Genomic DNA, 26,324 nt, shown 5'->3' with positions numbered 1-26,324 from the left:
TTTAGAAGCCGCGTTTTTTTGCTTCTATTCCACTTTCATTTATTCCTGGCTCTTCTATACTTGTGTTAATATGATTTTTAGCCCATTGATTTTGAGTTTTATGGCCATTAGCTAAGTAATTTTCTTTAGAATATTCTTTTTTGTTTTTACTTTTCATAAAATCAACTCCCTATATGTTTATATTATTAGTATGTAAAAAATTTTAAAAATTATATTGTAAATTAGAGCCATATTTGTATGATATAATTCATATTAAATATAATTTTTGTTTTAGGAGATACAAGTATGAAAGTTTGGGAAATAGAGTTACCTAAAATTCCTTTAGAATTAAATAATGTAGATGATGTAGCAGAAGAAATTTTGAAAGAAGAAAAACTAGAGGAAGTTATAATAGAAAATGTAATTATAGAAAATTTAGAAGAGAGTTCAATAAAGCTTGATTCATGTATATTTAAAAATGTTATATTTATAAACTGCAATTTTAATAGAATAGATATGACAGATGTAAAATTTGAAAAGTGTGATTTATCTAATTGCGAATTTTTTGATGGTGGGTTTTATAGAGTAGAGTTTAAAGGCTGTAAAATCATAGGAAGTAGATTTGATGAATCATCATTAAACAATATTTCTTTTAAAGATTGTTTAGGAAAATATATTAATTTATCTTTTAGTAATTTAAAAGAGGTGGAATTTAAAGATTGTGATTTAACAGGAGCTGTTATTCAAGAAGCTAACTTAAAAAAAGTGAATTTTCAAAATGTGAATTTAAAAGAGTCTATATTTAGAGGAACAAATATTAAGGATATTGATTTTAGAACTTGTAATATAGAAGATATAGATTTAAACATGGAAAACTTAAAAGGTGGAATTTTTACAGCTTATCAAGCTTTAGAATTAAGTAAATTTTTAGATATAATAATAAAATAGATAGAGCTAGACAGATAAAATGTAATTATCTACTTACCTTTATCGGAGAGTATTTGCCTATATACTTATATCATTAAATCATTACTAAAAACTGATATTATAAATCGAATTTATATTGACAATATAATAAAAAAGTAATATCTTAATTTTATAATTAATTGTATAAAATTTAATGTAGCATATTTAAAGGATTAAAGGGAGCTATTATGGATAAATATAATATTTTAAAGTTAGAAAACCAACTTTGTTTTAGATTATATGCTTCTTCAAGAGAAGTTATAAAGAAATATAAACCTATTTTAGATCAATATAATTTAACTTATACACAATATTTAACAATGCTTGTTTTGTGGGAAAATGAAAGAATAACAGTTAAAGGGATTGGTGAAAAATTGCATCTTGATTCTGGAACTTTAACACCTCTTATAAAAAAGTTAGAAAAGATGAATCTTGTAACAAAATATAGATCAAAAGAGGATGACAGAGTTGTAATAGTTGAATTAACAGATGAGGGAAGAAATTTAAAAGATGATATGATAGATGTGCCAAGAAAGGCTTTTTGTTCTTTAGGAATAGAAAAAGAGCAAATATTAGAACTTAAGAAAAATTTAGACTCATTACTAGAAATATTAAAATAAAAAGCATGTATATAAGCATATATATATGCTTTTTTTATATTAAATATGGATAAATTTACGTGTTATATAGTAAATTTTATTTTTTAGTTAAGACAAGAGCAAAAAATAAATAGAAGTATACATAAAGTCTTTAAGATTAATTCTTAAAGACTTTTTTTATAAAATTTTAAGAAGAAAATCTTTATACAATCTTAATACTAACAAATAAACTCTAACGCCATCTTAATACGCTTTTAAATATAATAATTTAAGAAAGGGGAGAGAAATATGGATTTAATTTTAATCATCACTGGATTAACATTTTTAATACTATTTATTTACCTTTGGTATATATTGCTTAGGGGGGAGAGAAATGAGTAATGCAATTTTACAGTATTCTTTATACTTAATAATTTTAGTTCTATTAGCAATTCCGTTAGGAAAATATATCGGAAAAGTTATGAATGAAGAAAAGGTATTTTTATCAAAATTAATATTACCTTGTGAAAATTTTATATATAAGGTTCTAGGAATCAATGAAGAGGATATGGATTGGAAAAAATATTCATTTTCAGTTTTAGCATTTAGTGCTGTAGGATTTATATTTTTATTTGCTTTGAATTTGTTACAAGGAGTATTACCATTGAATCCTGAAGGAATAAGTGGAAGTTCATGGGATTTGAGTTTTAATACAACAGCAAGTTTTATTACAAATACAAATTGGCAGGCTTATTCTGGTGAAAGTCAATTAAGTTATTTAACTCAGATGCTTGGATTAACAGTTCAAAACTTTTTATCAGCAGGAGTTGGTATTGCTGTTTTGTTTGCTTTAATAAGAGGATTTACAAGGGTAAACAAAAGTGGATTAGGAAACTTTTGGAGGGATTTAACAAGGATTGTTCTTTATTTATTAGTTCCTCTTTCAATAGTTCTTTCAATACTATTAGTTTCGCAGGGAACAGTACAAAATTTTAAACCTTATGAAGAGGTAGCTTTACTAGAGGAAATTGTTTTAGATGATGGAAATAGAGTTACTAGTCAAATAGTACCTCAAGGACCAGCAGCAAGCCAGGTAGCTATAAAACAATTAGGAACTAATGGAGGAGGTTTCTTCGGGGTAAACTCAGCTCATCCTTTAGAAAATCCAACAGCTTTTTCAAATTTATTAGAAATGTTATCTATACTTTTGATTCCAGCGGCTCTTTGTTTTACCTTTGGTAGAAATATAAAGGATAAAAGACAAGGGAGAGCTATATTTATAGCTATGTTTACTTTGCTTATTATTGCATTATGCATAATCGGAGTAAGTGAAGCTAATGGAACACCACAATTAGCTCAAAATGGAGATGTAAACTTAGGATATATAGATCAGAGTGGTGGAAATATGGAAGGTAAGGAAAGTAGATTTGGAGTAGTTGGTTCTAGTACCTGGGCAGCTTTTACTACAGCAGCATCAAATGGTTCTGTAAACTCTATGCATGATAGTTTTACTCCAATAGGTGGAATGGTTACAATGCTTTTAATGCAGCTTGGAGAAGTTGTGTTTGGAGGTGTTGGGTGTGGTCTTTACGGAATGATAGCATTTGCAATAATAACTGTGTTCATAGCAGGGCTTATGGTTGGAAGAACTCCAGAATATTTAGGTAAAAAAATAGAGCCTTATGAGATGAAAATGGCAATGCTTATATGTTTAGCAACTCCTATTTCTATTCTTATAGGAAGCGCTTTAGCATCTATTAATCCAGAAATACTAAATAGTTTAACTAATTCAGGAGCTCATGGCTTTTCAGAAATTTTATATGCTTATTCTTCAGCAGGAGGAAATAATGGATCAGCCTTTGCAGGCTTAGGAGCTAATACTGTATTCATAAATGTAAGTATAGGATTAATCATGTTATTTGTTAGATTTGTACCTATGATTGCAACACTTGCCATTGCAGGTTCCTTAGTGAAAAAGAAAAAAGTTGCAACTAGTGTAGGAACATTGCCAACACATAATTTATTATTCATAGGATTACTAATTTTTGTAGTTTTATTAGTAGGTGCTTTAAGCTTTTTCCCAGCACTTGCTTTAGGTCCTATCGCTGAGTTTTTACAGATGATTGCTTAAGGAGGAGAAAAGTATGAAGGAGAAAGAAAATTCTTTATTTAATAGTAAAATGATTAAAAGAGCTATGAAAGATTCTTTTATAAAATTGAATCCAAAGATTCAATTACAGAATCCAGTAATGTTTATAGTATATATAGCTTCTATATTAACCACAGTTTTATATGTTTTTTCACTATTTGGAATAAAAGATAACTCACCATCTTTTATATTATTTATTTCAATTTTACTTTGGTTTACTGTTTTATTTGCTAATTTTGCTGAAGCTATTGCAGAAGGTAGAGGAAAAGCACAAGCTGATGCTTTGCGCTCTGCTAAGAAAGATATTTTGGCTAACAGAATAGAGTCCATAGAGACAAAGGAAAAGGTTAGTAAGGTTAATTCAACAGAGCTAAGAAAAGGAGATTTAATAATAGTTAAGGCCGGTGAACAAATACCTGCTGATGGTGATGTGGTCTATGGAGCTGCATCAGTAGATGAGAGTGCAATAACAGGAGAATCAGCTCCTGTTATAAGAGAAAGTGGAGGGGATAGAAGTGCCGTAACTGGAGGAACTCAAGTTATATCAGACTATATAGTAGTTAAGGTAAGTAATAACCCTGGAGAAAGTTTTATGGATAAAATGATAGCTATGGTAGAAGGAGCCTCTAGAAAGAAAACTCCAAATGAAATAGCTCTTCAAATACTATTAGTTTCTCTTACAATAATATTTTTAGTTGTTACAGCCTCATTATATGCTTATTCAGAATTTGCTTCTAATCAGAATGGAGTTATAAATAGCACTTCAGTGACATCATTATTAGCTTTATTAGTTTGTCTTGCACCTACAACAATAGGAGCCTTATTATCTGCCATTGGTATAGCAGGAATGAGTAGATTAAACCAAGCTAATGTTCTAGCTATGAGTGGAAGAGCCATAGAAGCTGCAGGAGATGTTGATATTTTAATGTTAGACAAAACTGGAACAATTACCTTAGGAAATAGACAGGCTAGTGAATTTTTACCTGTTGATGGGGCTAATATAGAAGAACTTGCAGATGCTGCCCAATTATCATCTTTAGCAGATGAAACTCCAGAAGGAAGAAGTATAGTTATTTTAGCAAAAGAACAGTTTGGAATTAGAGGAAGAGATTTAAGTTCTTCAAATGCTAAGTTTATTGAATTTACTGCTAAAACAAGAATGAGTGGTGTTGATTTTAATGGAGATGAAATAAGAAAAGGATCAGCAGAATCTATTAAAAAATATATAACTGAACATGGTGGGGATTTTTCTGATGAATGTGAGAAAAAAGTTGAAGAAATTGCTAGGAAAGGAGGAACTCCCTTAGTAGTAGCTAAAAATTATAAAGTTTTAGGAATAATATATTTAAAAGATATAGTAAAAAGAGGTGTTAAAGAAAAATTTTCTGATTTAAGAAAAATGGGAATAAAGACAATAATGATAACTGGAGATAATCCACTTACTGCAGCAGCAATTGCAGCAGAGGCTGGGGTTGATGACTTTTTAGCGGAAGCAACTCCAGAAGGTAAATTAAACATGATAAAAGACTTTCAAAAGAAGGGGCATTTAGTAGCCATGACTGGAGATGGAACTAATGATGCGCCAGCCCTAGCACAGGCAGACGTAGCTGTAGCAATGAACACAGGAACACAAGCGGCTAAAGAGGCTGGAAATATGGTAGATTTAGATTCATCGCCAACTAAATTAATAGAGATAGTAAAAATAGGGAAACAACTTCTTATGACTAGAGGTGCACTTACAACTTTTAGCATAGCTAATGATATAGCAAAATATTTTGCCATAATTCCTCCACTTTTTATAGGGTTATTTCCTGAATTATCAAGGTTAAATATAATGAATCTTCAAAGTCCAGAAAGTGCAATATTATCTGCAGTTATATATAATGCCTTTATAATAATATTTTTAATTCCTTTAGCTCTTAAGGGCGTTAAATACAGAGAGGTCTCAGCAAATAAGTTATTATCAAGAAACTTATTTGTATATGGATTAGGAGGTATTATAGCTCCATTTATAGCTATAAAAGGTATAGATATTTTAATAACAATGTTAGGAATAGTTTAGAGAGGAAGATTAATATGAAAATTATCAGGAAGTCTATTTTAGCTGTTTTGGTTTTTACAATATTATGTGGAATAATTTATCCAGTATCAACGACTGTGTTAGCACAAGTTTTATTTAAAGAAGAGGCAAATGGAAGCATTATAGAAGTAGATGGTAAAAAATATGGAAGTGAGTTATTAGGTCAACAATTTACAGATAATAAATATTTGTGGGGAAGGATTATGAATATAAATGTAGAAATGTTTAAGGATAGCAATGGAAAACCATTAATGTATTCATCTCCATCAAATTTAAGTCCAGCAAGTGAAGAATATGAAAAGTTAGTAAAAGAGAGGGTAGAGAGAATAAGAAGTTACAATAAAGGTAAGGAAGAAGAACCTATTCCTGTAGATTTGGTAACTTCATCAGGTAGTGGATTAGATCCACATATATCTGTTGCAGCAGCAAAATATCAAGTAGATAGAATTGCTAAGGAGAGAAATTTAAGTGTAGATTATGTTAATGAAATAATAGATAAATATACTACGGGAAGATTTTTAGGTATTTTTGGAGAAAAAACAGTTAATGTTTTAAAAGTTAATCTTGCTTTAGATGGTATATTACGAGAATAGGAGGATTATAAATGAGGGAAACTCGTCCTAATCCACAGGAAATATTAAAAGAAATAAATAAGAATGAAAAAGATAGTAAAAGAGGAAAACTTAAAATTTTCTTTGGATATGCTGCTGGGGTTGGGAAAACATATGCAATGTTAGAAGCGGCACATTCAGCAATTGCTATGGGACTAGATGTTGTAGTTGGATATATTGAGCCTCATACAAGACCAGAAACCCTAGCACTTTTAGAAGGATTAGAATTATTACCTAATTTAGAAGTAGCATATAGAGGATTGGTATTAAGGGAATTTAATTTAGATTTAGCTTTAAGTAGAAAACCAGATTTAATCATTGTGGACGAGTTAGCTCATACCAATGTTAAGGGACTTAGACATGAAAAGAGATATAGTGATATAGAGGAATTATTAGATGCTGGCATAGATGTTTATACTACTCTTAATGTTCAACACATAGAGAGTTTAAATGATGTAGTGGCATCTATAACTAATATAGTTGTTAAAGAGAGAATACCTGATAGAATATTTAAAAATGCTTTTCAAATTGAATTAATAGATGTAGATCCATCTGTCTTGATTGAAAGATTAAATAGTGGAAAAATATATGTTAAAAATCAAGCAAAAAAGGCATTAAAAAACTTTTTTATAAGAGAAAACTTAGTTGCTTTGAGAGAGTTAGCCTTAAGAGAGACTGCTAATAGTGTAAATAAAGAGGTTATGATAAATAAAAATGAAAATTTTTATCATACTAATGAGCATATATTGGTATGTTTAAGTTCTTCCCCTTCAAATAGTAAAGTAATTAGAACATCAGCAAGAATGGCAGAAGCCTTTCATGGAAAGTTTACTGCTTTATTTGTTGAAACAACTTCATCAAGAGAATTAAAAGAAGGAAATATTGAAAGGTTAAGAGAACATGTTAAATTAGCAAAAGATTTAGGGGCTAAAATAGAAACAGTTTATGGAGATGATGTTGCATATCAAGTTTCAGAGTTTTCTAAGATTAGTTCAGTTTCAAAAGTTATAATAGGGAGAACAAAGAAGAAAAGACATCTATGGTCAAGATTTGGTATTGTAGACAGATTAATAGAATTAGCTCCAGAGCTAGACGTTTATATAATACCAGATGAAGAAGAAAATGTAGAAGATATAAATAAAATTTGCTTAAATAAAGAAAAAATAACAATTAAAGATTCTTTAAAAACTTTGGGGATTTTAATTATTACAATTATTATAAGCTTATTCTTTGAAAATTTAGGTTTTAGTGAAGCTAATATAATAATAGTATTTATTTTAGGTGTTTTAATTATAGCAAAGGAGACTTATGGAAGAATATATGGAGTTATATCTTCCTTATTTAGTGTTTTACTTTTCAACTTTTTCTTCACGGAACCTAAATTTACTTTTAATGCTTATGATTCAAGCTATATATTTACGTTTTTTATAATGCTTGTATCAGCTTTAATAACTAGTACTCTTACAAATAAAGTTAAAGTACAGGCTAATAAATCAGCAATAACAGCATATAGAACAAATATTTTATTAGAATCTAGTAGTGAGCTTGGAAGATGTTCAGATTTAGAAGAAATTATTTTAAAGTCTCAAGAGCAAGTTAGTAGATTAGTAAAAAAACCTGTAGTAGTTTATAAGGCGAAGAATAGTCAAATTGAAAATATATATAATTATAAATTCAAAGATGGAAGTGAATTAAGTGATAAATATATTAACTTAGACGAACAGGGAGTAGTACTTTGGGTTATCAATAATAGAAAATATGCTGGAAAGGGTACAGAAACATTGCCTGGAGCTAAAGCTATGTATATTCCTGTATTAGGACAAGAGGATATAGGCATAGTAATAGGGATAATTTTAGAAGAAGGAGAGGAATTAGAGGAAGGAGAAAAATCCTTACTAATTGCAATGATAAATCAAGTATCTTTTGTCATAGATAATTATATTTTAGAAGAAGCAAAGAAGCAGGCTTTAATGCAAGCTGAGAATGAAAAATTTAAAGCAAATTTATTAAGGGCTGTTTCTCATGATTTAAGAACACCCTTAACAAGTATATCTGGAAGTGCAAGTTTGCTTTTAAATAATAATTTTGACGAAGAAACTAAAAGAAAGTTAACATTAGATATATATGATGATTCAATTTGGTTAATAAACTTAGTTGAAAATTTACTTTCTGTTTCAAGAATAGATAATGGAAATATAAATTTAAATAGAGAAGCTCAATTAGTAGAAGAAATTATTTTAGAGGCTTTGCAACATGTTAATAGAAATGCCTGTGACTATAATATAGAAATTGATTTGAAAGATGAATTGTTAATGGTTAATGCTGATGTAAGACTTATAATACAAGTAATAATAAATATTGTTGATAATGCAATAAAGTATACAGAAAAAGGATCAAATATAAAAATAAGTGCCTTTTCAAAAGGAGATAATGTAATAATTGAGATAGCAGATAATGGTGTAGGAATTAGTAAAGAAGATAAGGAACATATATTTGATATGTTTTTTACATCTAAGAAAAATATTAGTGATAGTAGAAGAGGATTAGGGTTAGGATTAGCATTGTGCAAATCAATTATAAATGTACATGAAGGAGAAATATATGTTAGAGATAATAAACCTAGGGGAACTATAATTGGCTTTAGTTTGCAGAGATTTGAGGTGAATAATAATGAAACCAGCAATTTTAGTTATTGAAGATGAAAAAGCCATAAGAAATTTTGTAACAGCTACATTAGAAATAAATTCATACAAGTGTCATACGGCTTTTAATGGTTCACAAGGAATGATTTTAGCAATATCAAAAAGACCAGATATTATAATACTAGATTTGGGACTACCTGATATGGATGGCATAGAAATAATTAAAAAAGTAAGAGAATGGTCAAATTGTCCAATAATTGTAGTTAGTGCAAGAAGTGAAGATAGAGATAAAATTGAAGCTTTAGATTTAGGAGCTGATGATTATTTGACTAAACCATTTAGTGTAGATGAGTTAATGGCTAGAATAAGAGTTGCTATAAGAAAAATGAACTATGATAGAAATAATACACAGGAAATACAAGAGTTTGTAAATGGAGACTTAAAAATTGATTATACTTCAGGATGTGTATTTTTAAATGAAGAAGAGATACATTTAACTCCAATTGAATATAAATTACTATGTTTACTTTCTAAAAATGTTGGAAGAGTTCTTACTCACAATTATATATTAAAAGAAATTTGGTCTAGCACTTGTGAAAGTGATATTCCTTCATTACGAGTTTTTATGGCAACTTTAAGAAAAAAATTAAGCAAAAAGGCTATGGATACAAATTATATACAAACCCATATAGGGGTTGGATATAGGCTACTTAGAATTCAAGATAAGGATAGTGAACTTTAATATGAGTATTATAATTTCAAAGTGTTTAATAGATGATTTAATAGAACAAATTGAGTTTATAATGAAAAAGGTAGAGGGATTAAAAGAGAGTACCTATATAAAAGAATCTCTAAAGAAAGCAAGAAAGTATATTTGCTCTAGAGAATATGATAAGGCTGAATTATTATTAAAAAATGCTTTAATAATTAATAGTAGTTCAGCAGAAATAGAAAACTTACTTGGAGTAATTGAAGAAAAAAGAGGAAATGTTTTGTTAGCACAAAGATATTATAGGGCAGCATTAGCCTTTGAACCTTGTTATTTACCTGCTGATAACAATTTAAAGAGAACTGTTTTTTATAATAGTGGTATATCAAAATTTGATTTGGGATAAATGAGTTAAGAGAGATCTCCTATATATTAAATTAGTTATTTAATATATAGGAGATTAATTATTGGAAGTTTGTTAATAAAACTAATTTTAAGTATTATAATAATTTTTATATAGCATATTTATTGATAGATTAAAAAATGAAAATGTTTAAAAATAGTATAGAGATAGTTGTTTTATTTTTAACAAAATACTTTTGGTATGATAAAATTAATCTGAAATTTTTAAACAAAGGATGTCATAATATGAAATATAAAAGATATTTTATATCACTTGTACTTATTTTAGCTATGGTAAGTATTGCAGAAATTACAGGGGAAAGAGAGATAATATTTCCAGAGGTGGCCGCTTTAGTTGTGGGATCTTGGGTTTTAGAAAAGCAACCTTGGAAGGTTAGCAAAGTAGGATTAGTAGGTCTTATGACACTATGTTCTATAGTAGGGGTATTTATTGTAAGATATGTTAACTTAGGGTTAACTATGGAAGTTTTAATAGGATTAGTTTTTACTGGGCTTATATTAAAGCTATCAAAAACAACTCTTGTGCCAATTATTTCAGCTTGTATTTTACCTATTGTACTTAGAACTGAGACTTGGGTTTATCCAATATCAGTATTTATACTTACTATACTTATAGTTTCAATTAAGTATTTTATAGAAGATTATGGAGTAAGTGAAGAGGTAAGAGAAGAATTTAAAGAAGAAATTGCTAAACTTGAAAGAAATACTTCACTTAGAAAAAAAGAATTTATTAGATTATTTAAGATATTTATTACTGTGGGTATTTTAACATATTTTTCTGTTAAATTTAATATTACTTTATTAATAGCACCACCTTTAATAGTTGCTTTTATAGAACTTACAAATGAGCATTGTAAATTTAGGCAGCGTTCAAAAAGTTTATTATTCTTGTTTATTGTTGTAGCTATTTTAGGATTTATATTTAGAATTGGATTTAACGAATATTTAGGACTGCCTTTATGGCTTTGTACTATTTTCCTATTAATTAGTTTATTTATATGTCTTGAAATATTTAATATGTACTTTCCACCAGTTGCAGCAATTGCTGTTTTGCCAATGCTATTAACTAGTAAACAAGTAATGTTTTATCCATTTCAAATTGCTATAGGATGCTTTATATTTATAACTATTGCTATGATTTTTTTTAGAGAAGAAAAATGTATTGTTGACACTTTTAAGAATTAAAATAAATTTATTAAAAAAATAATTGGTCATAGAAATTTATGACCAATTACTTTTTTAGAGATTTTTATTATTATAGTTAACTATAAAGTATAGTCCTTCTAGCTTATTTAGAATCATCATCATGAACTTCTATATCTATTACTCCTATTGTTTCACTTGTAACTTCTTCTTCAGCTTTTTCTATTTTTTCAAGTTCTGTATCAATTTTATTATCAATATTTGAAATTTGTTTTTTTAGTACATTGTTTTCATATCTTCTATATATTAACCATGCTAAGAATCCAAATATAATAGGACCAGAAATTTGGAAGATTACAGCAACATAATCTTTATTTTCTGAAGTAAGAGGTTGTATTATTGTAAATATATTAGCAAAACCAACTGTTAATGTTACTATGATAGACCAAACTAAAGCGCTCTTATAATTTTTATATACTTCAAAAGGTTTTACAATTTCTTTTTTCTTCTTGAAGAATGAAAAAGCAAAGGATAAAAACATATAAGGTAATGTCATGGCTACATTCCCCATAAGTATTAAATAGTTAAAGAATTTAGATGAATCTTCGCCACCCATTGAGCAACATAAAACAAATATAATTACTGTTATACATTGAATCCACATAGCTGTAGCTGGCATATTTTCTTTGTTTAATCTTGTCCATTTTTCAGGCCAAATATCCTTAGGAGTACCTTCTATTAATTGTTTTAAAGGAGAGTAGCTTAAAGCGAAGAATGCACCTATAAGTGCTAAAAACATTGAAAGTCCTATAAATCTAGCAAAGAAGTTACCTAACATTGTACAAGCATTAGCACTTAAGCCAATTGCTTCTCCTATGTAATAACCAAGATAATTTACTACAATATATGCTATATTTGCCATATTTACATCAGGACCAGTTAAGTCTCTATTCCAATTAACAAAGAAACCAATACATAAAATTCCTATTGCATAACCAATAACAATTACAAAGGCAGAAATTTTTATTCCTTTAGGGAAATTCTTTTTAGGATTTTCAGTTTGGTCAACTAATCCACCAACTACTTCTATTCCACCATAAGCAAATATTGCAAATACAACGAAGCCAAGTACGCCTAAAGGGGATTGATATGCAGGGTTTGGAGAATGTATGAACTGTTCAATATTAAAACCTTGAGCTGATTCAAAACCATTGCTTGCTAGTACGAAAAAACCACCAAGAATTAAAACTACATTAGCTAAGGCAACAACTGTTCCTCCTATGGATGTAATTTTTGAAATTTTATTTAATCCTTTAGAAGAAATAAATGTTATTGTTATTAGTAATATTATAGCTAGCACAGCCATTGCACGAGGGCCTGTTAAACCAAATATATTCCAAGTGGAAGTTGTGTCTTTACCAAAAAATACATTAGATAAAGGAATCCATATAGATGATGATACAGATACCATCCATATTAGATTTGAAGAAAACCACATAAAGGTTACTATAAAAGCAAACTTAGGGTTTACTGATTTAGCCATCCAAGAATATATTCCTCCCTTTTCTTTTCTAAAGGCAGCACCATATTCAGCCATCATAAAAGCATAAGGAATAAAAAATAAAATAGCTGACATTATATACCATATGATTCCGCTATAACCCATTAAATAAAAGGTTCTTGGCATATTAGTAAAGCCATAAACAGATGTAAAGATCATAAGGATTAAGGCTGTTAGGGTTAATTTACTTTTTTCTTTTGATTCCATATAAAATCACCTCTCATATATACTTTTAAAGCCTTATTTTTCTTAAGTATACAAATAATACACATTAAATTAAAGTAAAGTATGTTAATAAATTAATGGTTTGTTAATAAAAAGAAGGAGAAAATATCTGTAAAAGAATATATTTTTATAAAATAAGTAAATTTTAAATGGTTTTCATATAAAAGTAATAAATTTACCAAAATTTATAAAATTAATTAAAGTGTATAATTTTGAGTTTAATTTATATTATTTACTATTAAAGTAGGGGTTAATGTAATAGATATTAAATAATATATAAAAATTATTTTAAATAAATAGAAATTTGAGATTTAATTATAATAAACTGACAATTTAAGATTTGTAATCATATAATTTATATATATGTAATTTTTAGGTGATTTAATGTCATTAAAAAATCAAAGATATTTATGGATTTTAGGAGTAGTATATTTTTTTATAGTAACTATAGTTTTTCTTATAGAAGGTTCATATTTGGGGTGGCTTAGTATAATAAATTCTTTTCTATTAGGTATTACTGTTTTTAAGGTGAAGAAAAATTTAAAAGATACATAGGTATTTTTTAGAGTAAACTATCTTATTAGAAAATATAATTTCATAAATAGTTAATATATGCTAGGAATAAAGAGAAGGGAAGTACACAAACTATTTTTGAGGTGATATTAATGAGTAAAAAAAATAACAACAAAAAACACATAAATCATAATCCTCAAAGTGAAAGTGTAAAAGCTGTTTTTGGAGAACCAAAAGCAAAGGGAGATGAATTCACTCCAAAAACTTTTAAGTAGACTAAGAGTTCTCTCCAAAAAAATTAATAGTAATCCTTAATCATATAAGAAAAGGTAACTTATAGTAAGTTACCTTTCCTTATATTAAAGTTAATTAGAAGAATCAGAAGAGTTATCTTCTAGATAAGTATAGGTATTTCTTCCTCTTGTTTTAGATATATATAGTGCTTTATCAGAAAATTTAATTGCATTTTTCAGATCATTTTTAGTATATGTAGTATATATTCCAATACTAAAGGTTACATGGTCTGAAGTCTTTGAATATTTATGTTTTATATTTAAATTATCTAAATTTTCTTTGATTCTTTTAGCGTAGTTAATAGAAGAATACTTAGAAGCACCTTTTAGTAAAACACAAAATTCTTCCCCTCCATAACGTGCAACTATATCTTCTTTACGAGAGTTTTTTTCAAGTACAGAGGCTATACTTTTTAGTATAAAATCACCAGCTTGATGACCATAATTATCATTATAAAGTTTAAAATAATCTACATCTATCATTAGAAAAGAAATAGGCAAATCTTTTTCTTTTAAATTATTTATGTAAGAGTCTAAAAAACGCCTGTTATAAATATTGCAAAGCCCATCTTTTAAAGAATCTAATTTTGAATCCCTAGCTTTTTTTAAGTAAAAAAGCACTAATAGAATAGAGGTTAAAAATAGAATTATCAAAATAATAATGGTCTCTTTTAAAAATGGTAATTCGTGATTGTTTATAATTTTATTATCTATATAATATTTAAATTCATAGTTATTTATATCATTTATTGAAGTTTGTTTTTCATAATATTTATTTATTAAAGAATCTACCTGCTTATTATCATTTAGTTTTCTATAAATTGATATTCTTTCGCTGATAGAAAAAAGTGAAACATAAGAAGCACCTTCATTATCAGCTAATTTTTCTAGTTTTGAAAAGTAGTCTAATGCTAGATCAAAATCTCCAATACTTTTATAGTACATACCATAAGAACGAGTTTTAATCATTTCTAATTCAGAATATATAACATCTTTATTTTTAATCTCTAATTCTTCTATTTCAGAAATATAGTTTGGTACTAAATCAAGATTATTTTCTGATATTGCTTTTATTATTAAATAGGAATCTAAAAGGATTTTTAAGTCTTCTAAATCATTTTCAGGGCCATAATAATAAGAGTTAGATGCCTTTGCTATTGTAGAGTTAAAATCAGTCATATCATTTACAGCAAAATAAGTTTCAGCTAAGTTTAATAAAGTATATTCTTTAAGGTAAGAATCTTCATTCCTAAATAATAATGATGAATCTAGCATTTTATCTAAAATATTAGTAGCAGTAACATAGGCCCCCATATATCTATAAGCAGATGTCATGTTTAGTTTAATAATTATCTTTGACTCTTTATCAGCATATTTAAAGGCTTCTTCATAATAAGATAAAGCATTTAAAAATTTTTCTTGTTGAAGATTTATTATAGCTAAATAATTATAAATTTCGAACTTTAAATTATCAGGTAAACTATAAAACATATCTTTATTATCTATAATTGAATAAAGTTTATTTTCAGAATCTTTAAAATTTCTTTTTTTCATCTCTAATTTAGATTCATATAAAATTACATTAGTTTTTTTTATATATTTTTCATTTTTTTTATTTACTTTAAATTTATAAAAAGAAAATATAAATAAATTAATAACTATTAAAAAAATTAATAAAATTAAAAAATATTTCTTTTTTCTATTTTTCATAAATGCTCCTAAATTTCGTAAAAGTTAGAATTTATGTTTTTCATTAACATATAACAAAAAAAAGTATACCATAAATATTAAATAAATGTATATAAGATGAATAAATCATTAAATATAAAAACATTAAACTCACTTTTGATATTGTTTACATTATTACCAATAAATGGTAAAATAATGAAGGAGTTAAGCTAAGGGGGGAATTTTATGTTTAGCAAAAAGACTATTGCTAATATATTAAGTATTGCTTTATTTTCAAATATTGTAATTAATAATTTTAGCATTAACGAAGTTTTAGCAAATGTAAAAAAAGTAAAAATTGAAGATGGTGTTTTTTGGGCAAATAATCCTGAAAAATTTGAAGACAATCGGGAAAAAGCACATGCTACTTTAATGCCTTTTAATAGTATTGAAGAAGCATTAAATAATCCTAACTACTCTGATTATTCTAATTCAGAGAATTATATGTCTTTAAATGGAGAATGGAAATTTAATTTAGTAGAAACTTATGATAAAGATATAAAAGATTTTTATAAAACCGATTTTGATTCTAGTTCATGGAATACTATACCTGTTCCATCTAGTTGGCAATTGCATGGATATGATCAGCCAAGGTATAATGATACAGCTTATCCTTGGGAATATCAAGATAATATACCAGAACCGCCTGATGTACCAACAGACTATAATCCAATTGGATATTATAAGAAAAAATTTACTATTCCTGAAGGATGGGATAATAAAGAAGTTTTTGTATCATTTCAAGGAGTTGAATCTGCATATTACTTATATATAAATGGAGAATATGTGGGTTATAGTGAGGATTCATTTACTGGACACGATTTTAATATAGGAAAGTTTTTAAAAGAGGGAGAAAATGAAATATCTGTAAAAGTTCACAGATGGAGTGATGGAAGTTGGTTAGAATCACAAGATATGATAAAGCTTAGTGGGATATTTAGAGATGTGTTCTTATATTCTACACCTAAAGCTCATATAAGAGATTATACTTTAGTTACAGATTTAGATGATAAATATAGAGATTCTAATTTGAATGTTGAAATTGATATTTCTAATTATGGTATTAAAGCTGGAAAATATAAAATAAAAGGTATTTTATATGATGAAAATAAAAAAATAGTAAATGAAGATATTAGTGAATTTGAATTAAATGATGAAGAAAATGTATTACTTTCTATTAATACTAGAGTTGAAAATCCTAAAAAATGGACAGCGGAAACTCCTAATTTATATACTTATGTAATTGCTTTAGAAAATGAAAATGGTGAAGTGGTAGAAACTATAAGTAACAAGTTTGGATTTAGAAAAATAGAAATTAAAAATAATCAAGTATGTATAAATGGACAGCCTATATCATTTAAAGGAGTGAATAGGCATGAATTTTTACCTGATACTGGTAGAACACTTACGGAAGAAAGTATGATAGAAGATATAAAGCTTATGAAAAAAAATAATATAAATGCAGTAAGGTCATCTCATTATCCTAATGATCCAAGATGGTACGATTTATGTAATGAGTATGGACTATATGTTATGGATGAAGCTAATTTGGAAACTCATGGAAGATTAGATGATATTCCTCAGAGTAGACCAGAATGGACCGAGGCGGTTATAGATAGACAGAGATCGATGTTAGAGAGATCAAAAAATGAAACAAGTATAATAATGTGGTCATTAGGAAATGAGTCAAGTGGAGGGGAAAATTTTGAAATAGCTGCAAAGTGGATAAAGGAAAATGATCCTACTAGATTAGTTCATTATGAAGCGGAGAGGACTGTAGGAGACGTATATAGTAGAATGTATAGAACTATAGAAGAAATGGAAGCCTATGCAAATGATCCTGATAATAAAAAGCCATATATACAATGTGAATATGCTCATGGAATGGGAAATAGTATAGGTAATTTACAAAAATATTGGGATGTCTTTGATAAATACGATATAATGCAAGGTGGATTTATATGGGATTGGGCTGATCAAGCTATAAGAATGAAAGATAAAAACACAGGTGAAGAATTTCTAAGTTATGGTGGCGATTGGGGAGATAGTGAATTTACGGATGGGAATTTCTGTGCTAATGGCTTAGTTTCAGCTGATAGAACAGTTCAACCTGAACTTCAAGAAGTAAAAAAGGTTTATCAAGAAATAGAGATAGAGGATATTGATATTTTAAATGGTAAAGTAAAGATAGTAAATGAACATTTATTTACTAATTTAAATAAATACAAAGGAAAATGGGAGTTAAGAGCCGATGATAATATATTACAAAATGGGGAGTTAGATATTTCTGTTGATCCATTAAGTAGCAAGGAATTTACGATTCCATTTAAAAAGCCAGAACTTAGTCCAGGGGTTGAGTATTGGTTAAATATAAGTTTTGAATTAAAGGATGATGAGCCTTGGGCTGAAAAAGGATATGTAATATCAAAAGAACAATTTAAACTTCCTTTTGATAATGAAATGGAAAAAGGAATTGATTTAAATTCAATGAATTCAATAGAACTTAAAAATGATGAAAATAATGTGCAAATTATAGGTGATGGATTTAAGGTTTCTTTTGATAAGAAACTTGGTGCTTTAGAATCATATAAAATAGATAAAGAAGGGAATGAAATTGAGCTTATAGAAGAACCTATAAGACCTAATTATTGGAGAGCACCTAATGATAATGACAAAGGATTTGGTGCTGAAGAAAGATTTGATACTTGGAGATATGCAGGTGCAAATGCTAAAGTAGAAAATCTAGAAGTTATAGAAGTAGGAGATAAGGCTGTAAAAGTAAATGTAGACTTTATATTACCAACTAATATAGAATCTAAACTTAATGTTGAATATATTGTTTATGGAAATGGAGAAGTTTCTGTAAATAATACACTTAATGCTTCTAAAGGTCTTTCAGAAATACCAGAAATAGGAATGATGCTTAAACTTCCTAAAGAATTTGATAGTATTACTTGGTATGGAAGAGGACCAGAAGAAAATTATATAGATAGAAATACTGGGTATGATATTGGTGTTTATAACAAGAATGTTAAAGATTTCTTCTTCCCATACTTAGAACCATCCGAAACAGGAAATAGAACAGATACAAGATGGGTAACATTAACTAATAATAATGGAGTAGGATTAATGGCATCTGGAATACCTAGTATAGAATTTAATGCATTACAGTATACTCCAGAAGAACTTTCATCCGGTAAACGTCATCCACATGAGTTAGCAAAAGAAGATAGTATAGTTTTAAGAATTAATCATAGACAAATGGGTGTTGGAGGAGATAACAGCTGGGGAGCAACTCCACATAGAGAATTTATGAATGAATCTGGTAAAATATATAATTATTCTTTTAAAATTAAAGGTATCGACAAAAGTTCTTCTCCAATGGAAATAAGTAAAAAGAATTTAAAGGAAGATTTAATTAAGGATATTAAAATTGATGGTGTTAGTTTAAGGGGCTTTAATGAAAATATTACAGAGTATAACATAGATTACTTAGAGAAAACATTGGAAAAACCTCCAGTAATAGAAGTTGTAAAAGCTAATGATAATATAGATGTAGAGGTAGAAAATGTATATACAATACCAGGAAAAGCAACCATTAAGGTTAATCATAAGGATGAGCTTTTAAATAAAATTTATACTAAAGAATATGTTATAAATTTTGGAACACATAATGTGGAATATCTTTCAGATATAAGTTGGAAAAGCGCAACTTCTGGCATGTATGAACCTGTAAAAGATAGGTCTGTAGTTAATAATCCATTAGTGTTAAAAATTGATGGAGAAATAAAAACTTTTGATAAAGGTGTGGGAGTAAACTCAAACTCAGAAATAGTAGTTGATTTAAAAGGAAAAGGTTATGAAAAATTTGAAGCTTATGTTGGCATGGATAGAGGAGTAAGTGGATATGGATCTTCTATAGTAGCTAGAGTTGAGGTTGATGGCAAGGAGGTATTCAATAGTGAGAAAATATATAGTACTTCTAATTGTCATAAGGTTGAAGTAGATTTAAAAGGTGCTGAAAAATTAGCATTATATATTGATGACTATGACAATAATATTAAGTATGATCATGGAAATTGGGCTGATGCTAAATTTATAAAAGCTGAGGCAAATAAAGATACTTCCTTAAAAGCTTTAAAAGTAAATGGAGAAAATTTAAAAGGGTTTAACACAAATACTTTTGAATATGATGTGAACCTTTCAAAGGATTCTCATATACCTAAGATTGAAGCTATTGCAATGAATGAAAATTCAAAAGTGTTTATTGAAGATGCATTAAGTATTCCTGGCACAAGTTATATTAAGGTTATTTCAGAGGCAAGCACTATGAAAACTTATAAAATAAACTTTGAATTAAATGGAAATTCTACAGAAGATGATGAGAAGCCTGGAGATGTAGAAAAACCAAATGATAATGACTTAGATGAAAATAATAAGCCAGAAGATTCTGAGGGATTACCAAATACAGGACAAAGTGTTATTAACTTTGCTATTATTGGAATTATTTCATCTTTAGCAGGAGTAAAACTATTAAGAAGAAAAAATAAATAATTAAAATTTTAGTTTTTAATAAGCCTTTCTAAATTTTAGAAAGGCTTTTTTATATAATCTAAATTAATAAAAAGTCATAAAAGTGATAAAAAGTTAACATTAAAGTTACTAAAATAAAATTGATGAATGGTTAACTTTTTTGTATTTTGATAATATTTTTTTGATAATTTATATAAAAATTTAAGTTTAATAATGAAATTAAAGGAAAATTTTAGAATTTAAATTATGGTATATTTTAAATGAAATTAATGGATACTAAAGATGAAAATGTTTTTATCTTAGGATAATTGGGAATTAAGCTAATTGACTTAGTATATTCAGGTTTATATAATCAAATACGTCATTGAGAAAAAATATATAGGTAAGGTGATAAAATGTCGAAAAAAGTAAAAGTGATATTTACCATATTATTAGCATTATTAGTAGTTGGAGGATTAAGCAAAATATTCTTAAGTAAACATAGCAGTGAATATGCTTATAATATAGGTGATACAGTAAAAATTAAGGATCAAAGTTTAGTAGTAAATAGTGTTAAAACAAGTATGGGTGAAGGAAATGATAAACCAAAAGAGGGAAATGAGTTTCTTATTTTAAATTTAACTCTTAAAAATAATGGAGATTCAGAATTAAATTATAATCCATATAGTTTCCAAATTGAAAATGCCAAAGGCGAAATAAAAGATAGAACATTTACTGCGATTGATGGTAAGGAAGCTTTAGATAAGGGAACACTAGCACCAGGAGAAGAGGTTACAGGAACTATAGTAGTTCAAGAACCTATAGGAGCTAAGGATTTAAAGTTAAATTATGTTCCAAATATATTTAAAAAAGATGTAGCAACAGTTAAACTATAATATTCGACATTTATATACAGCAAAATTTATACTAATAGATTATATTTAAAATACAACAAAATATTTAGCATTTAAAAAGGTAATATTTATTAATATATTACCTTTTTATTTACATTTTTTTAAAAATTATGTTGACTAAGTGCAGAGTTTAAAATATAATAAAGTTAATTCATATAAGAATACTAAGAATTAACTTTCATAATATGAAAAGCTGTGATTAGAAAAGTAGAATTAATTTCTTTATTCAGAGAGAGTCTTCTAGGCTGAAAAAGACTTTAAAGAATTTTTTCATGAGTGCATCTATGAGCTTGTTTCCAGAAATAATCTTAGGTTAGAGTAGGGGAATGCGGGTATGCCCGTTATAGCAGAGTGGTATATTTGTACCTAAAGAGATTTTGTAGTTTAATTTAGCTTACTACTTAAAATCAGAGTGGAACCGTGGAATTTTACTTCTGCCTCTGTATAGGGGGTAGAAGTTTTTTTATTTATAAATAATTCTTTACATGAAAGTATTAAATAAAAAGGGGGGATAAATTGTGAAGAAATTATTTAATAATCTTATTTTTAAACTTGTTTTAGGTGTTATATTAGGAATAATAATAGGCACATACTCTTCAGAGGGGCTTATGTCAACAATTGTGACAATTAAGTATGTATTGGGACAAATTATATTTTTCTCTGTTCCACTTATTATTTTAGGATTTATAGCTCCATCTATTGCTAAATTAAAAGATAACGCAAGCAAACTATTAGGATATGCTGTTTTAATAGCTTATTTATCTTCAGTTTTTGCTGCTATTCTTTCAATGATTGCAGGATATGCATTAATACCTAAATTATCTATAGTATCTAATATAGCATCATTAAAGGAATTACCAGAACTTATATTTAAATTAGATATACCACCAGTTATGAGTGTAATGAGTGCGTTAGCTTTAGCATTACTTTTAGGATTAGCTGTTGGATGGACAAAGGCTGATTTAGTAGAAAAGCTTTTAGATCAATTTCAAGCTATAGTACTTAGTATTGTAAATAAAATAATAATACCAATATTACCATTTTTCATAGCAACTAACTTTGCAGCTTTAGCTTATGAAGGAGGATTAAGTAATCAACTTCCTGTATTCTTTAAAGTTATATTAATTGTATTATTTGGTCATTTTATATGGTTAACAATTTTATATTTAATAGGTGGAGCAATATCAAAAGAAAATCCATGGGAAGTTGTAAAGTATTATGGACCAGCATATCTTACTGCAGTAGGTACAATGTCAAGTGCAGCAACATTACCAGTAGCTTTAGAGTCTGCAAAGAAATCAAAGGCTTTAAGAGAAGATATAGTGGATTTTGCAATACCATTATGTTCAAACATACATTTATGTGGTTCAGTTCTTACAGAAGTATTCTTTGTAATGACAGTATCTCAAATTTTATATGGTAAGATTCCGAGTTTACCAACTATGATATTATTTATAGTATTATTAGGGGTGTTTGCAATCGGGGCACCAGGAGTCCCTGGGGGAACAGTAATGGCATCATTAGGTTTAATAATTAGTGTATTAGCCTTTGATGAGGCTGGGACAGCTCTTATGTTAACAATATTTGCTCTTCAAGATAGTTTTGGAACAGCATGTAATGTAACTGGTGATGGAGCAATAGCTCTTATGCTGACAGGTATAGCAAAGAAAAAGAACTTATAATACAAAAAGGTGTACTTTTATAGTACGCCTTTTTATTTTTAATTAAATAATAGGGATTATACATGAAATTAAGGGGGTAAAAATAATCACTTTAAATCAATAGATATATAATTTGTGTAATTTTAAAAACTAATAAATAATGTGTTTAAATTCACAAAAATACAAGATTTGACTAAAATAAATAGTAAGAGAATTTATAAATAAGTGTATATTTTTATAATTATTTATAGAATTTAACTTTAAAACATGAAGATTAATATGAATATTTTATACTAGTTTTATATTTATGAAAGGAGGTAATTATCAGCTTTAAATAGGTTGATAAGTATTTATGCGAAGTAGAGTTAATAAAATAAATAATCGTACAGTTGCTGCTTTAGGAATAAAAAGTTTAGATGAAAATTTAGAGAAAAGTATAGTTAATATAATAAATTGTAATCCAGAATATATTATTTTAGGGTGTAGTGAAATTCCTTTTACAGAAAGAATTTTGAAAGCTTTAAACAATGCTAATTGTCCTAAGATTTTAATACTTACCTTTAACTATAGGTTTAGAAATCAAAGAGAGATAGTTAATGAAATTAAATTTATGAAAAATTTCCCTGAAAATAATATAGCAATTATATTAAATTCAGTAAATGATTCTAATTTTATCTTAACGGATAAAATTTGTTATATATCTTCAGGAAGTTTAAATAATAATGGTATAGCAAACAATGTAAATTCCTATGAAATAATGAATGACAAAGATTGTAATTATAAATTATGGGAATCAGAAATCTTTGATTTTATAAATAAAGAAATAATAAATTACAGGAGTAATAATCAAAGGGAGCAAATAGAATACATTTTAAAGGAACTTAAAAAAAGGTTGTTTATCAATATTTCTAATAATTCCAATATATTAAATGAGGAGTATATATACATTCTTCTAGATATATTAAATAGCATAGATAGATTTATTATGATAGGAACTGATGTTTATCAATATTTTGATAGGGATTTTTTAGACATAATAAAGAGTAATAAAAAAATATTAGCTAAAATAAATTCCATAAGAAATGAATTATTTAGAATACTTTTAAACATCAATGAAGGAAAGAATGATATTAATAACAAGATTTTTAATTGCTTAAAAAATGAATTTTTAGTTCTTTTAGAAGAATTAGAGGAGTTAATAAATTTAAGAGAAAATAAATATCATAATTCTATTATGTCATGGAGAAAGGATGAAAGTATAAGCTCATTTTTATCAGCTAATAATACAATTAATAATTCTTTGATTAGGAAATTCTATGAAAGAATTATTTTAAATTGTGAAAGATAAGGAGTAGTGATAAAAGTGAGTAATGTAAAGAATAAATTTGCACTAGGAAATTATACAAAGGGAGCGGTTAAGAGTTTTGAAAAGAATATAGTTAGCGAAAGGGATTATTTAGAAAAGATAAAGAAAAATAAATAAAGTGTTTACTCTAATAAACAATAATAATTAATTTATTATTGTTTATTTTTTTATAAGTATATTTTTAGCTTATAATATAAATATAAAACTTAATTATAGTATTATTCTAGAATTTACTATAAAAATAGTATAAGTTTTTGACAAGAGGTGATAAAACATGTGGAAGAAACAAATTATGTATCTTAAAATGTTTTTGATAGTGGTAATTTCTATACTAATATTTGTTTTATTATTTGGAAAAGAAAATCTTTTTATTGGATTAGCCGCTGTTATTACAGTTACTACAATGTTTGGAGAGGATTATACAATAAATCCAATACATCATACATTATACTTTACTGGAGTTGAACTTTTTGTAGGTTTAGGAGCATATTTTGCAGGATTAAATCCTATTTTAGGGGCCATAATGACTTTAATTGTATCATTCTTTATATACTTTTCTTTTACTTATGATACAAAGCCTACTAAAGCCTTAGGATTTATACAGTTATATTTATTTTTATTATATGAACCAGTTACAACTAGCGAATTACCAAAAAGAGTATTTGCTTTAGTTTTTGGTGGTATAGTCATAATGACACTTTACTATATCTTAGCTAGATATAATTTTAATAATATATTTAACAAATCAATAAAAGGGTGTATTAATTCATTAATTGAGAACTTAAATGAATTGATAAATACTGGTTGTATAGAAAAAAATAATAGTGAAAAGGTAGCTTTAATGATTAAAGAACTTGAGATAAAGGTTTATGAAAGATTGGAATTAGATAAAAATCAAGTTTATTCTATATATTCAAAAGATTTAATAGTAGTTTTTCTAAAGAGAGTATCAAGTCTTTCATCTGAAGCCATGAAGAGAGATGTTAATAAGGAACTTATTAAAAAGACCATTGAATTACTTAAAAATGTGCAAGACTTTATAGAGGATGGAAATAAGGAAAAGTTAAAAAATATACTAAATGAATATTATAATTATTTAGATTCTTTTAAATTAAGAGATGATTTAGATAGGTATAGCTATTACAATGCTAAATTAAGTGTAAAGGAGTTTTTACAAGGACTTAATGTGAAAGAAAATCAGATTGAAAGCTATTCAAATTATATTGCAAATTTTTTAAAAGCTTTAAAATCTAATTCAAATAATTTTAGAAAAAGCCTAAACATAAGATCCCTAAGATTTAATTTGGCAGTAAAAGCAGCCATAACATTGGCTTTTTCAGTATTTATAGTAAATTACTTTGAAATTTTTCAAGGTAAGTGGGCATTATTCACTATTTCCTTATTATTAATTCCCTATGCGGAACAAAGTAATAAGAAGGCAAAGGCAAGGGTTTTAGGAACTATAATAGGAGCAATTTTATTTAATGTAATTTTTTATTTTATTCAGTCAAATGTAATACTGATATTTGCTTTTATAGTTGTTTGTATATACTTAAGTATGTCTGTTGTTTCTTATAAAATTAGATGTATATTTATAACATTAAATGCATTATTAATGGCTGGGGTAATGGACCCATCACATACTCCTTATTATGTGCTAAGTGAATATAGGGTATTTTTTATCTTAATAGCATCTATAATTGTTGCTATAGTAATGAATTATATTTTCCCTTATAAAATGAAGGATGAAACTAATAAAGCAATAAAATTATATGTTTATTTAAATGAGAGAATACTAGATGGTTTAATAGAAGAAAATTCAGATAAGGAAAAATTAATATTATCTTTTTTTGAAAGTTATAGAATATGGAAGAAGATAAATTATAACAATAAAGAGATGAAATCAGAGCAAATTCAAGAGTTATTGATATTGCAAAATGATTTTGTATCAGATGTAAACTTCTTAATAAAAAGCCCTATGATACATAATAATAAAAGCTTATTTAAAAAGAGCTTTGAAGACTTTAAAAATTATACTAAGAAAAAAGACTTTGAAGATTTAGCAATAGAAGATTTAGAGAAGGCAAAAACAGAAGAAGAGAGATTAATACTTGTATTGCTTTATAAGCTTTTCTATGTGATAAAAGAGATGAGAAAGTTAAGTGATTTAATATGTAAAGAATAAAAATGGCATATATCAAAATATAATATAAAACTTACAAACATATTCCGAGAATTACTAGATTTCGCTAAGAATTTATAATTATTACT

General features: G+C 27.0%; 19 protein-coding genes. 16 read left to right on the top strand and 3 right to left on the bottom strand.

Annotation, left to right across the window (positions count from 1 at the left end; genetic code table 11):
* Window position 1 precedes the first annotated feature (1 nt).
* Entirely contained in the window at window positions 2–157 is a 156-nt protein-coding gene (locus I6G60_RS10635; RefSeq protein ID WP_003456266.1) for a hypothetical protein, read from the bottom strand.
* 128 nt (window positions 158–285) lie between these two features.
* On the opposite strand from I6G60_RS10635, the gene I6G60_RS10630 reads away from it, so the two are divergent.
* From I6G60_RS10630 to I6G60_RS10590, 9 genes are all read left to right on the top strand, one after another.
* Complete coding sequence (locus I6G60_RS10630; RefSeq protein ID WP_003456145.1) at window positions 286–927, top strand: pentapeptide repeat-containing protein; 642 nt, start codon at window positions 286–288, stop codon at window positions 925–927.
* A gap of 206 nt (window positions 928–1,133) precedes the next feature.
* Window positions 1,134–1,565: a MarR family winged helix-turn-helix transcriptional regulator gene (locus I6G60_RS10625; protein WP_003456274.1), complete on the top strand. Its 432-nt coding sequence runs from the start codon at window positions 1,134–1,136 to the stop codon at window positions 1,563–1,565.
* A 352-nt stretch (window positions 1,566–1,917) separates the two neighbouring features.
* Window positions 1,918–3,654 carry a potassium-transporting ATPase subunit KdpA gene (kdpA, locus tag I6G60_RS10620; protein WP_003456394.1) on the top strand — a complete coding sequence of 579 codons (1,737 nt, stop codon included), beginning with the start codon at window positions 1,918–1,920 and terminating at the stop codon, window positions 3,652–3,654.
* Window positions 3,655–3,667: 13 nt separating this feature from the next.
* A complete protein-coding gene (kdpB, locus tag I6G60_RS10615; RefSeq protein WP_003456252.1) occupies window positions 3,668–5,734 on the top strand; it encodes a potassium-transporting ATPase subunit KdpB in 2,067 nt (688 codons plus the stop codon).
* A gap of 14 nt (window positions 5,735–5,748) precedes the next feature.
* Window positions 5,749–6,345 carry a potassium-transporting ATPase subunit KdpC gene (gene kdpC / locus I6G60_RS10610; protein ID WP_003456358.1) on the top strand — a complete coding sequence of 199 codons (597 nt, stop codon included), beginning with the start codon at window positions 5,749–5,751 and terminating at the stop codon, window positions 6,343–6,345.
* Window positions 6,346–6,356: 11 nt separating this feature from the next.
* The gene (locus I6G60_RS10605) at window positions 6,357–9,059 is read left to right on the top strand and encodes a sensor histidine kinase (RefSeq protein WP_003456245.1); all 2,703 of its coding nucleotides are present in this window, start codon (window positions 6,357–6,359) and stop codon (window positions 9,057–9,059) included.
* Window positions 9,034–9,747, top strand: a complete 714-nt coding sequence (locus tag I6G60_RS10600) for a response regulator (RefSeq protein ID WP_003456175.1) — start codon at window positions 9,034–9,036, stop codon at window positions 9,745–9,747. The genes I6G60_RS10605 and I6G60_RS10600 overlap by 26 nt, the downstream gene beginning before the upstream one ends.
* A 1-nt stretch (window position 9,748) precedes the next feature.
* Window positions 9,749–10,120, top strand: coding sequence for a hypothetical protein (locus I6G60_RS10595; protein WP_003456405.1), 372 nt, complete (start codon window positions 9,749–9,751; stop codon window positions 10,118–10,120).
* A gap of 242 nt (window positions 10,121–10,362) precedes the next feature.
* Window positions 10,363–11,322, top strand: coding sequence for a hypothetical protein (locus I6G60_RS10590; protein ID WP_003456130.1), 960 nt, complete (start codon window positions 10,363–10,365; stop codon window positions 11,320–11,322).
* A 103-nt stretch (window positions 11,323–11,425) separates the two neighbouring features.
* Here the strand turns inward: I6G60_RS10590 and yjeM are convergent, their stop codons facing one another.
* Window positions 11,426–13,048, bottom strand: coding sequence for a glutamate/gamma-aminobutyrate family transporter YjeM (gene yjeM / locus I6G60_RS10585; protein WP_003456313.1), 1,623 nt, complete (start codon window positions 13,046–13,048; stop codon window positions 11,426–11,428).
* Between the two features lie 402 nt (window positions 13,049–13,450).
* Between yjeM and I6G60_RS10580 the strand changes: the two genes are divergently transcribed.
* A complete protein-coding gene (locus I6G60_RS10580) occupies window positions 13,451–13,621 on the top strand; it encodes a hypothetical protein (protein WP_003450391.1) in 171 nt (56 codons plus the stop codon).
* Between the two features lie 110 nt (window positions 13,622–13,731).
* Window positions 13,732–13,854, top strand: coding sequence for a CPC_1213 family protein (locus tag I6G60_RS15400; RefSeq protein WP_003456254.1), 123 nt, complete (start codon window positions 13,732–13,734; stop codon window positions 13,852–13,854).
* A gap of 90 nt (window positions 13,855–13,944) precedes the next feature.
* Here the strand turns inward: I6G60_RS15400 and I6G60_RS10575 are convergent, their stop codons facing one another.
* The gene (locus tag I6G60_RS10575; protein WP_011590611.1) at window positions 13,945–15,582 is read right to left on the bottom strand and encodes a GGDEF domain-containing protein; all 1,638 of its coding nucleotides are present in this window, start codon (window positions 15,580–15,582) and stop codon (window positions 13,945–13,947) included.
* Between the two features lie 204 nt (window positions 15,583–15,786).
* Between I6G60_RS10575 and I6G60_RS10570 the strand changes: the two genes are divergently transcribed.
* From I6G60_RS10570 to I6G60_RS10550, 5 genes are all read left to right on the top strand, one after another.
* Window positions 15,787–20,154 (top strand): glycoside hydrolase family 2 TIM barrel-domain containing protein, encoded by a 4,368-nt coding sequence (locus I6G60_RS10570; protein ID WP_111744176.1) that lies wholly within the window; start codon window positions 15,787–15,789, stop codon window positions 20,152–20,154.
* Between the two features lie 374 nt (window positions 20,155–20,528).
* The gene (locus I6G60_RS10565; protein WP_003456222.1) at window positions 20,529–21,008 is read left to right on the top strand and encodes a DUF4352 domain-containing protein; all 480 of its coding nucleotides are present in this window, start codon (window positions 20,529–20,531) and stop codon (window positions 21,006–21,008) included.
* Window positions 21,009–21,544: 536 nt separating this feature from the next.
* Window positions 21,545–22,708 (top strand): dicarboxylate/amino acid:cation symporter, encoded by a 1,164-nt coding sequence (locus I6G60_RS10560; protein ID WP_003464716.1) that lies wholly within the window; start codon window positions 21,545–21,547, stop codon window positions 22,706–22,708.
* Between the two features lie 331 nt (window positions 22,709–23,039).
* Window positions 23,040–24,035: a hypothetical protein gene (locus tag I6G60_RS10555; RefSeq protein WP_110077422.1), complete on the top strand. Its 996-nt coding sequence runs from the start codon at window positions 23,040–23,042 to the stop codon at window positions 24,033–24,035.
* A 292-nt stretch (window positions 24,036–24,327) separates the two neighbouring features.
* On the top strand, window positions 24,328–26,238 hold the full coding sequence (locus I6G60_RS10550) for an FUSC family protein (protein WP_003456307.1): 1,911 nt from the start codon (window positions 24,328–24,330) through the stop codon (window positions 26,236–26,238).
* Window positions 26,239–26,324: the final 86 nt, after the last annotated feature.

Source organism: Clostridium perfringens, assembly GCF_016027375.1.
Taxonomy (GTDB): domain Bacteria; phylum Bacillota; class Clostridia; order Clostridiales; family Clostridiaceae; genus Sarcina; species Sarcina perfringens.
The sequence above is the reverse complement of the archived record's forward strand: the minus strand, read 5'-3'. Positions and strand labels throughout refer to the sequence as shown.

Coding starts and splice junctions, on each gene's coding strand:
- kdpC (WP_003456358.1), top strand. CDS start 5,749: ATGAAAATTATCAGGAAGTCTATTTTAGCTGTTTTGGTTTTTACAATA.
- I6G60_RS10570 (WP_111744176.1), top strand. CDS start 15,787: ATGTTTAGCAAAAAGACTATTGCTAATATATTAAGTATTGCTTTATTT.
- I6G60_RS10605 (WP_003456245.1), top strand. CDS start 6,357: ATGAGGGAAACTCGTCCTAATCCACAGGAAATATTAAAAGAAATAAAT.
- I6G60_RS10635 (WP_003456266.1), bottom strand. CDS start 157: ATGAAAAGTAAAAACAAAAAAGAATATTCTAAAGAAAATTACTTAGCT.
- I6G60_RS10625 (WP_003456274.1), top strand. CDS start 1,134: ATGGATAAATATAATATTTTAAAGTTAGAAAACCAACTTTGTTTTAGA.
- I6G60_RS10580 (WP_003450391.1), top strand. CDS start 13,451: ATGTCATTAAAAAATCAAAGATATTTATGGATTTTAGGAGTAGTATAT.
- I6G60_RS10550 (WP_003456307.1), top strand. CDS start 24,328: ATGTGGAAGAAACAAATTATGTATCTTAAAATGTTTTTGATAGTGGTA.
- I6G60_RS10575 (WP_011590611.1), bottom strand. CDS start 15,582: ATGAAAAATAGAAAAAAGAAATATTTTTTAATTTTATTAATTTTTTTA.
- I6G60_RS10600 (WP_003456175.1), top strand. CDS start 9,034: ATGAAACCAGCAATTTTAGTTATTGAAGATGAAAAAGCCATAAGAAAT.
- I6G60_RS10565 (WP_003456222.1), top strand. CDS start 20,529: ATGTCGAAAAAAGTAAAAGTGATATTTACCATATTATTAGCATTATTA.
- I6G60_RS10595 (WP_003456405.1), top strand. CDS start 9,749: ATGAGTATTATAATTTCAAAGTGTTTAATAGATGATTTAATAGAACAA.
- I6G60_RS10590 (WP_003456130.1), top strand. CDS start 10,363: ATGAAATATAAAAGATATTTTATATCACTTGTACTTATTTTAGCTATG.
- kdpA (WP_003456394.1), top strand. CDS start 1,918: ATGAGTAATGCAATTTTACAGTATTCTTTATACTTAATAATTTTAGTT.
- kdpB (WP_003456252.1), top strand. CDS start 3,668: ATGAAGGAGAAAGAAAATTCTTTATTTAATAGTAAAATGATTAAAAGA.
- I6G60_RS10555 (WP_110077422.1), top strand. CDS start 23,040: ATGCGAAGTAGAGTTAATAAAATAAATAATCGTACAGTTGCTGCTTTA.
- I6G60_RS10630 (WP_003456145.1), top strand. CDS start 286: ATGAAAGTTTGGGAAATAGAGTTACCTAAAATTCCTTTAGAATTAAAT.
- I6G60_RS15400 (WP_003456254.1), top strand. CDS start 13,732: ATGAGTAAAAAAAATAACAACAAAAAACACATAAATCATAATCCTCAA.
- yjeM (WP_003456313.1), bottom strand. CDS start 13,048: ATGGAATCAAAAGAAAAAAGTAAATTAACCCTAACAGCCTTAATCCTT.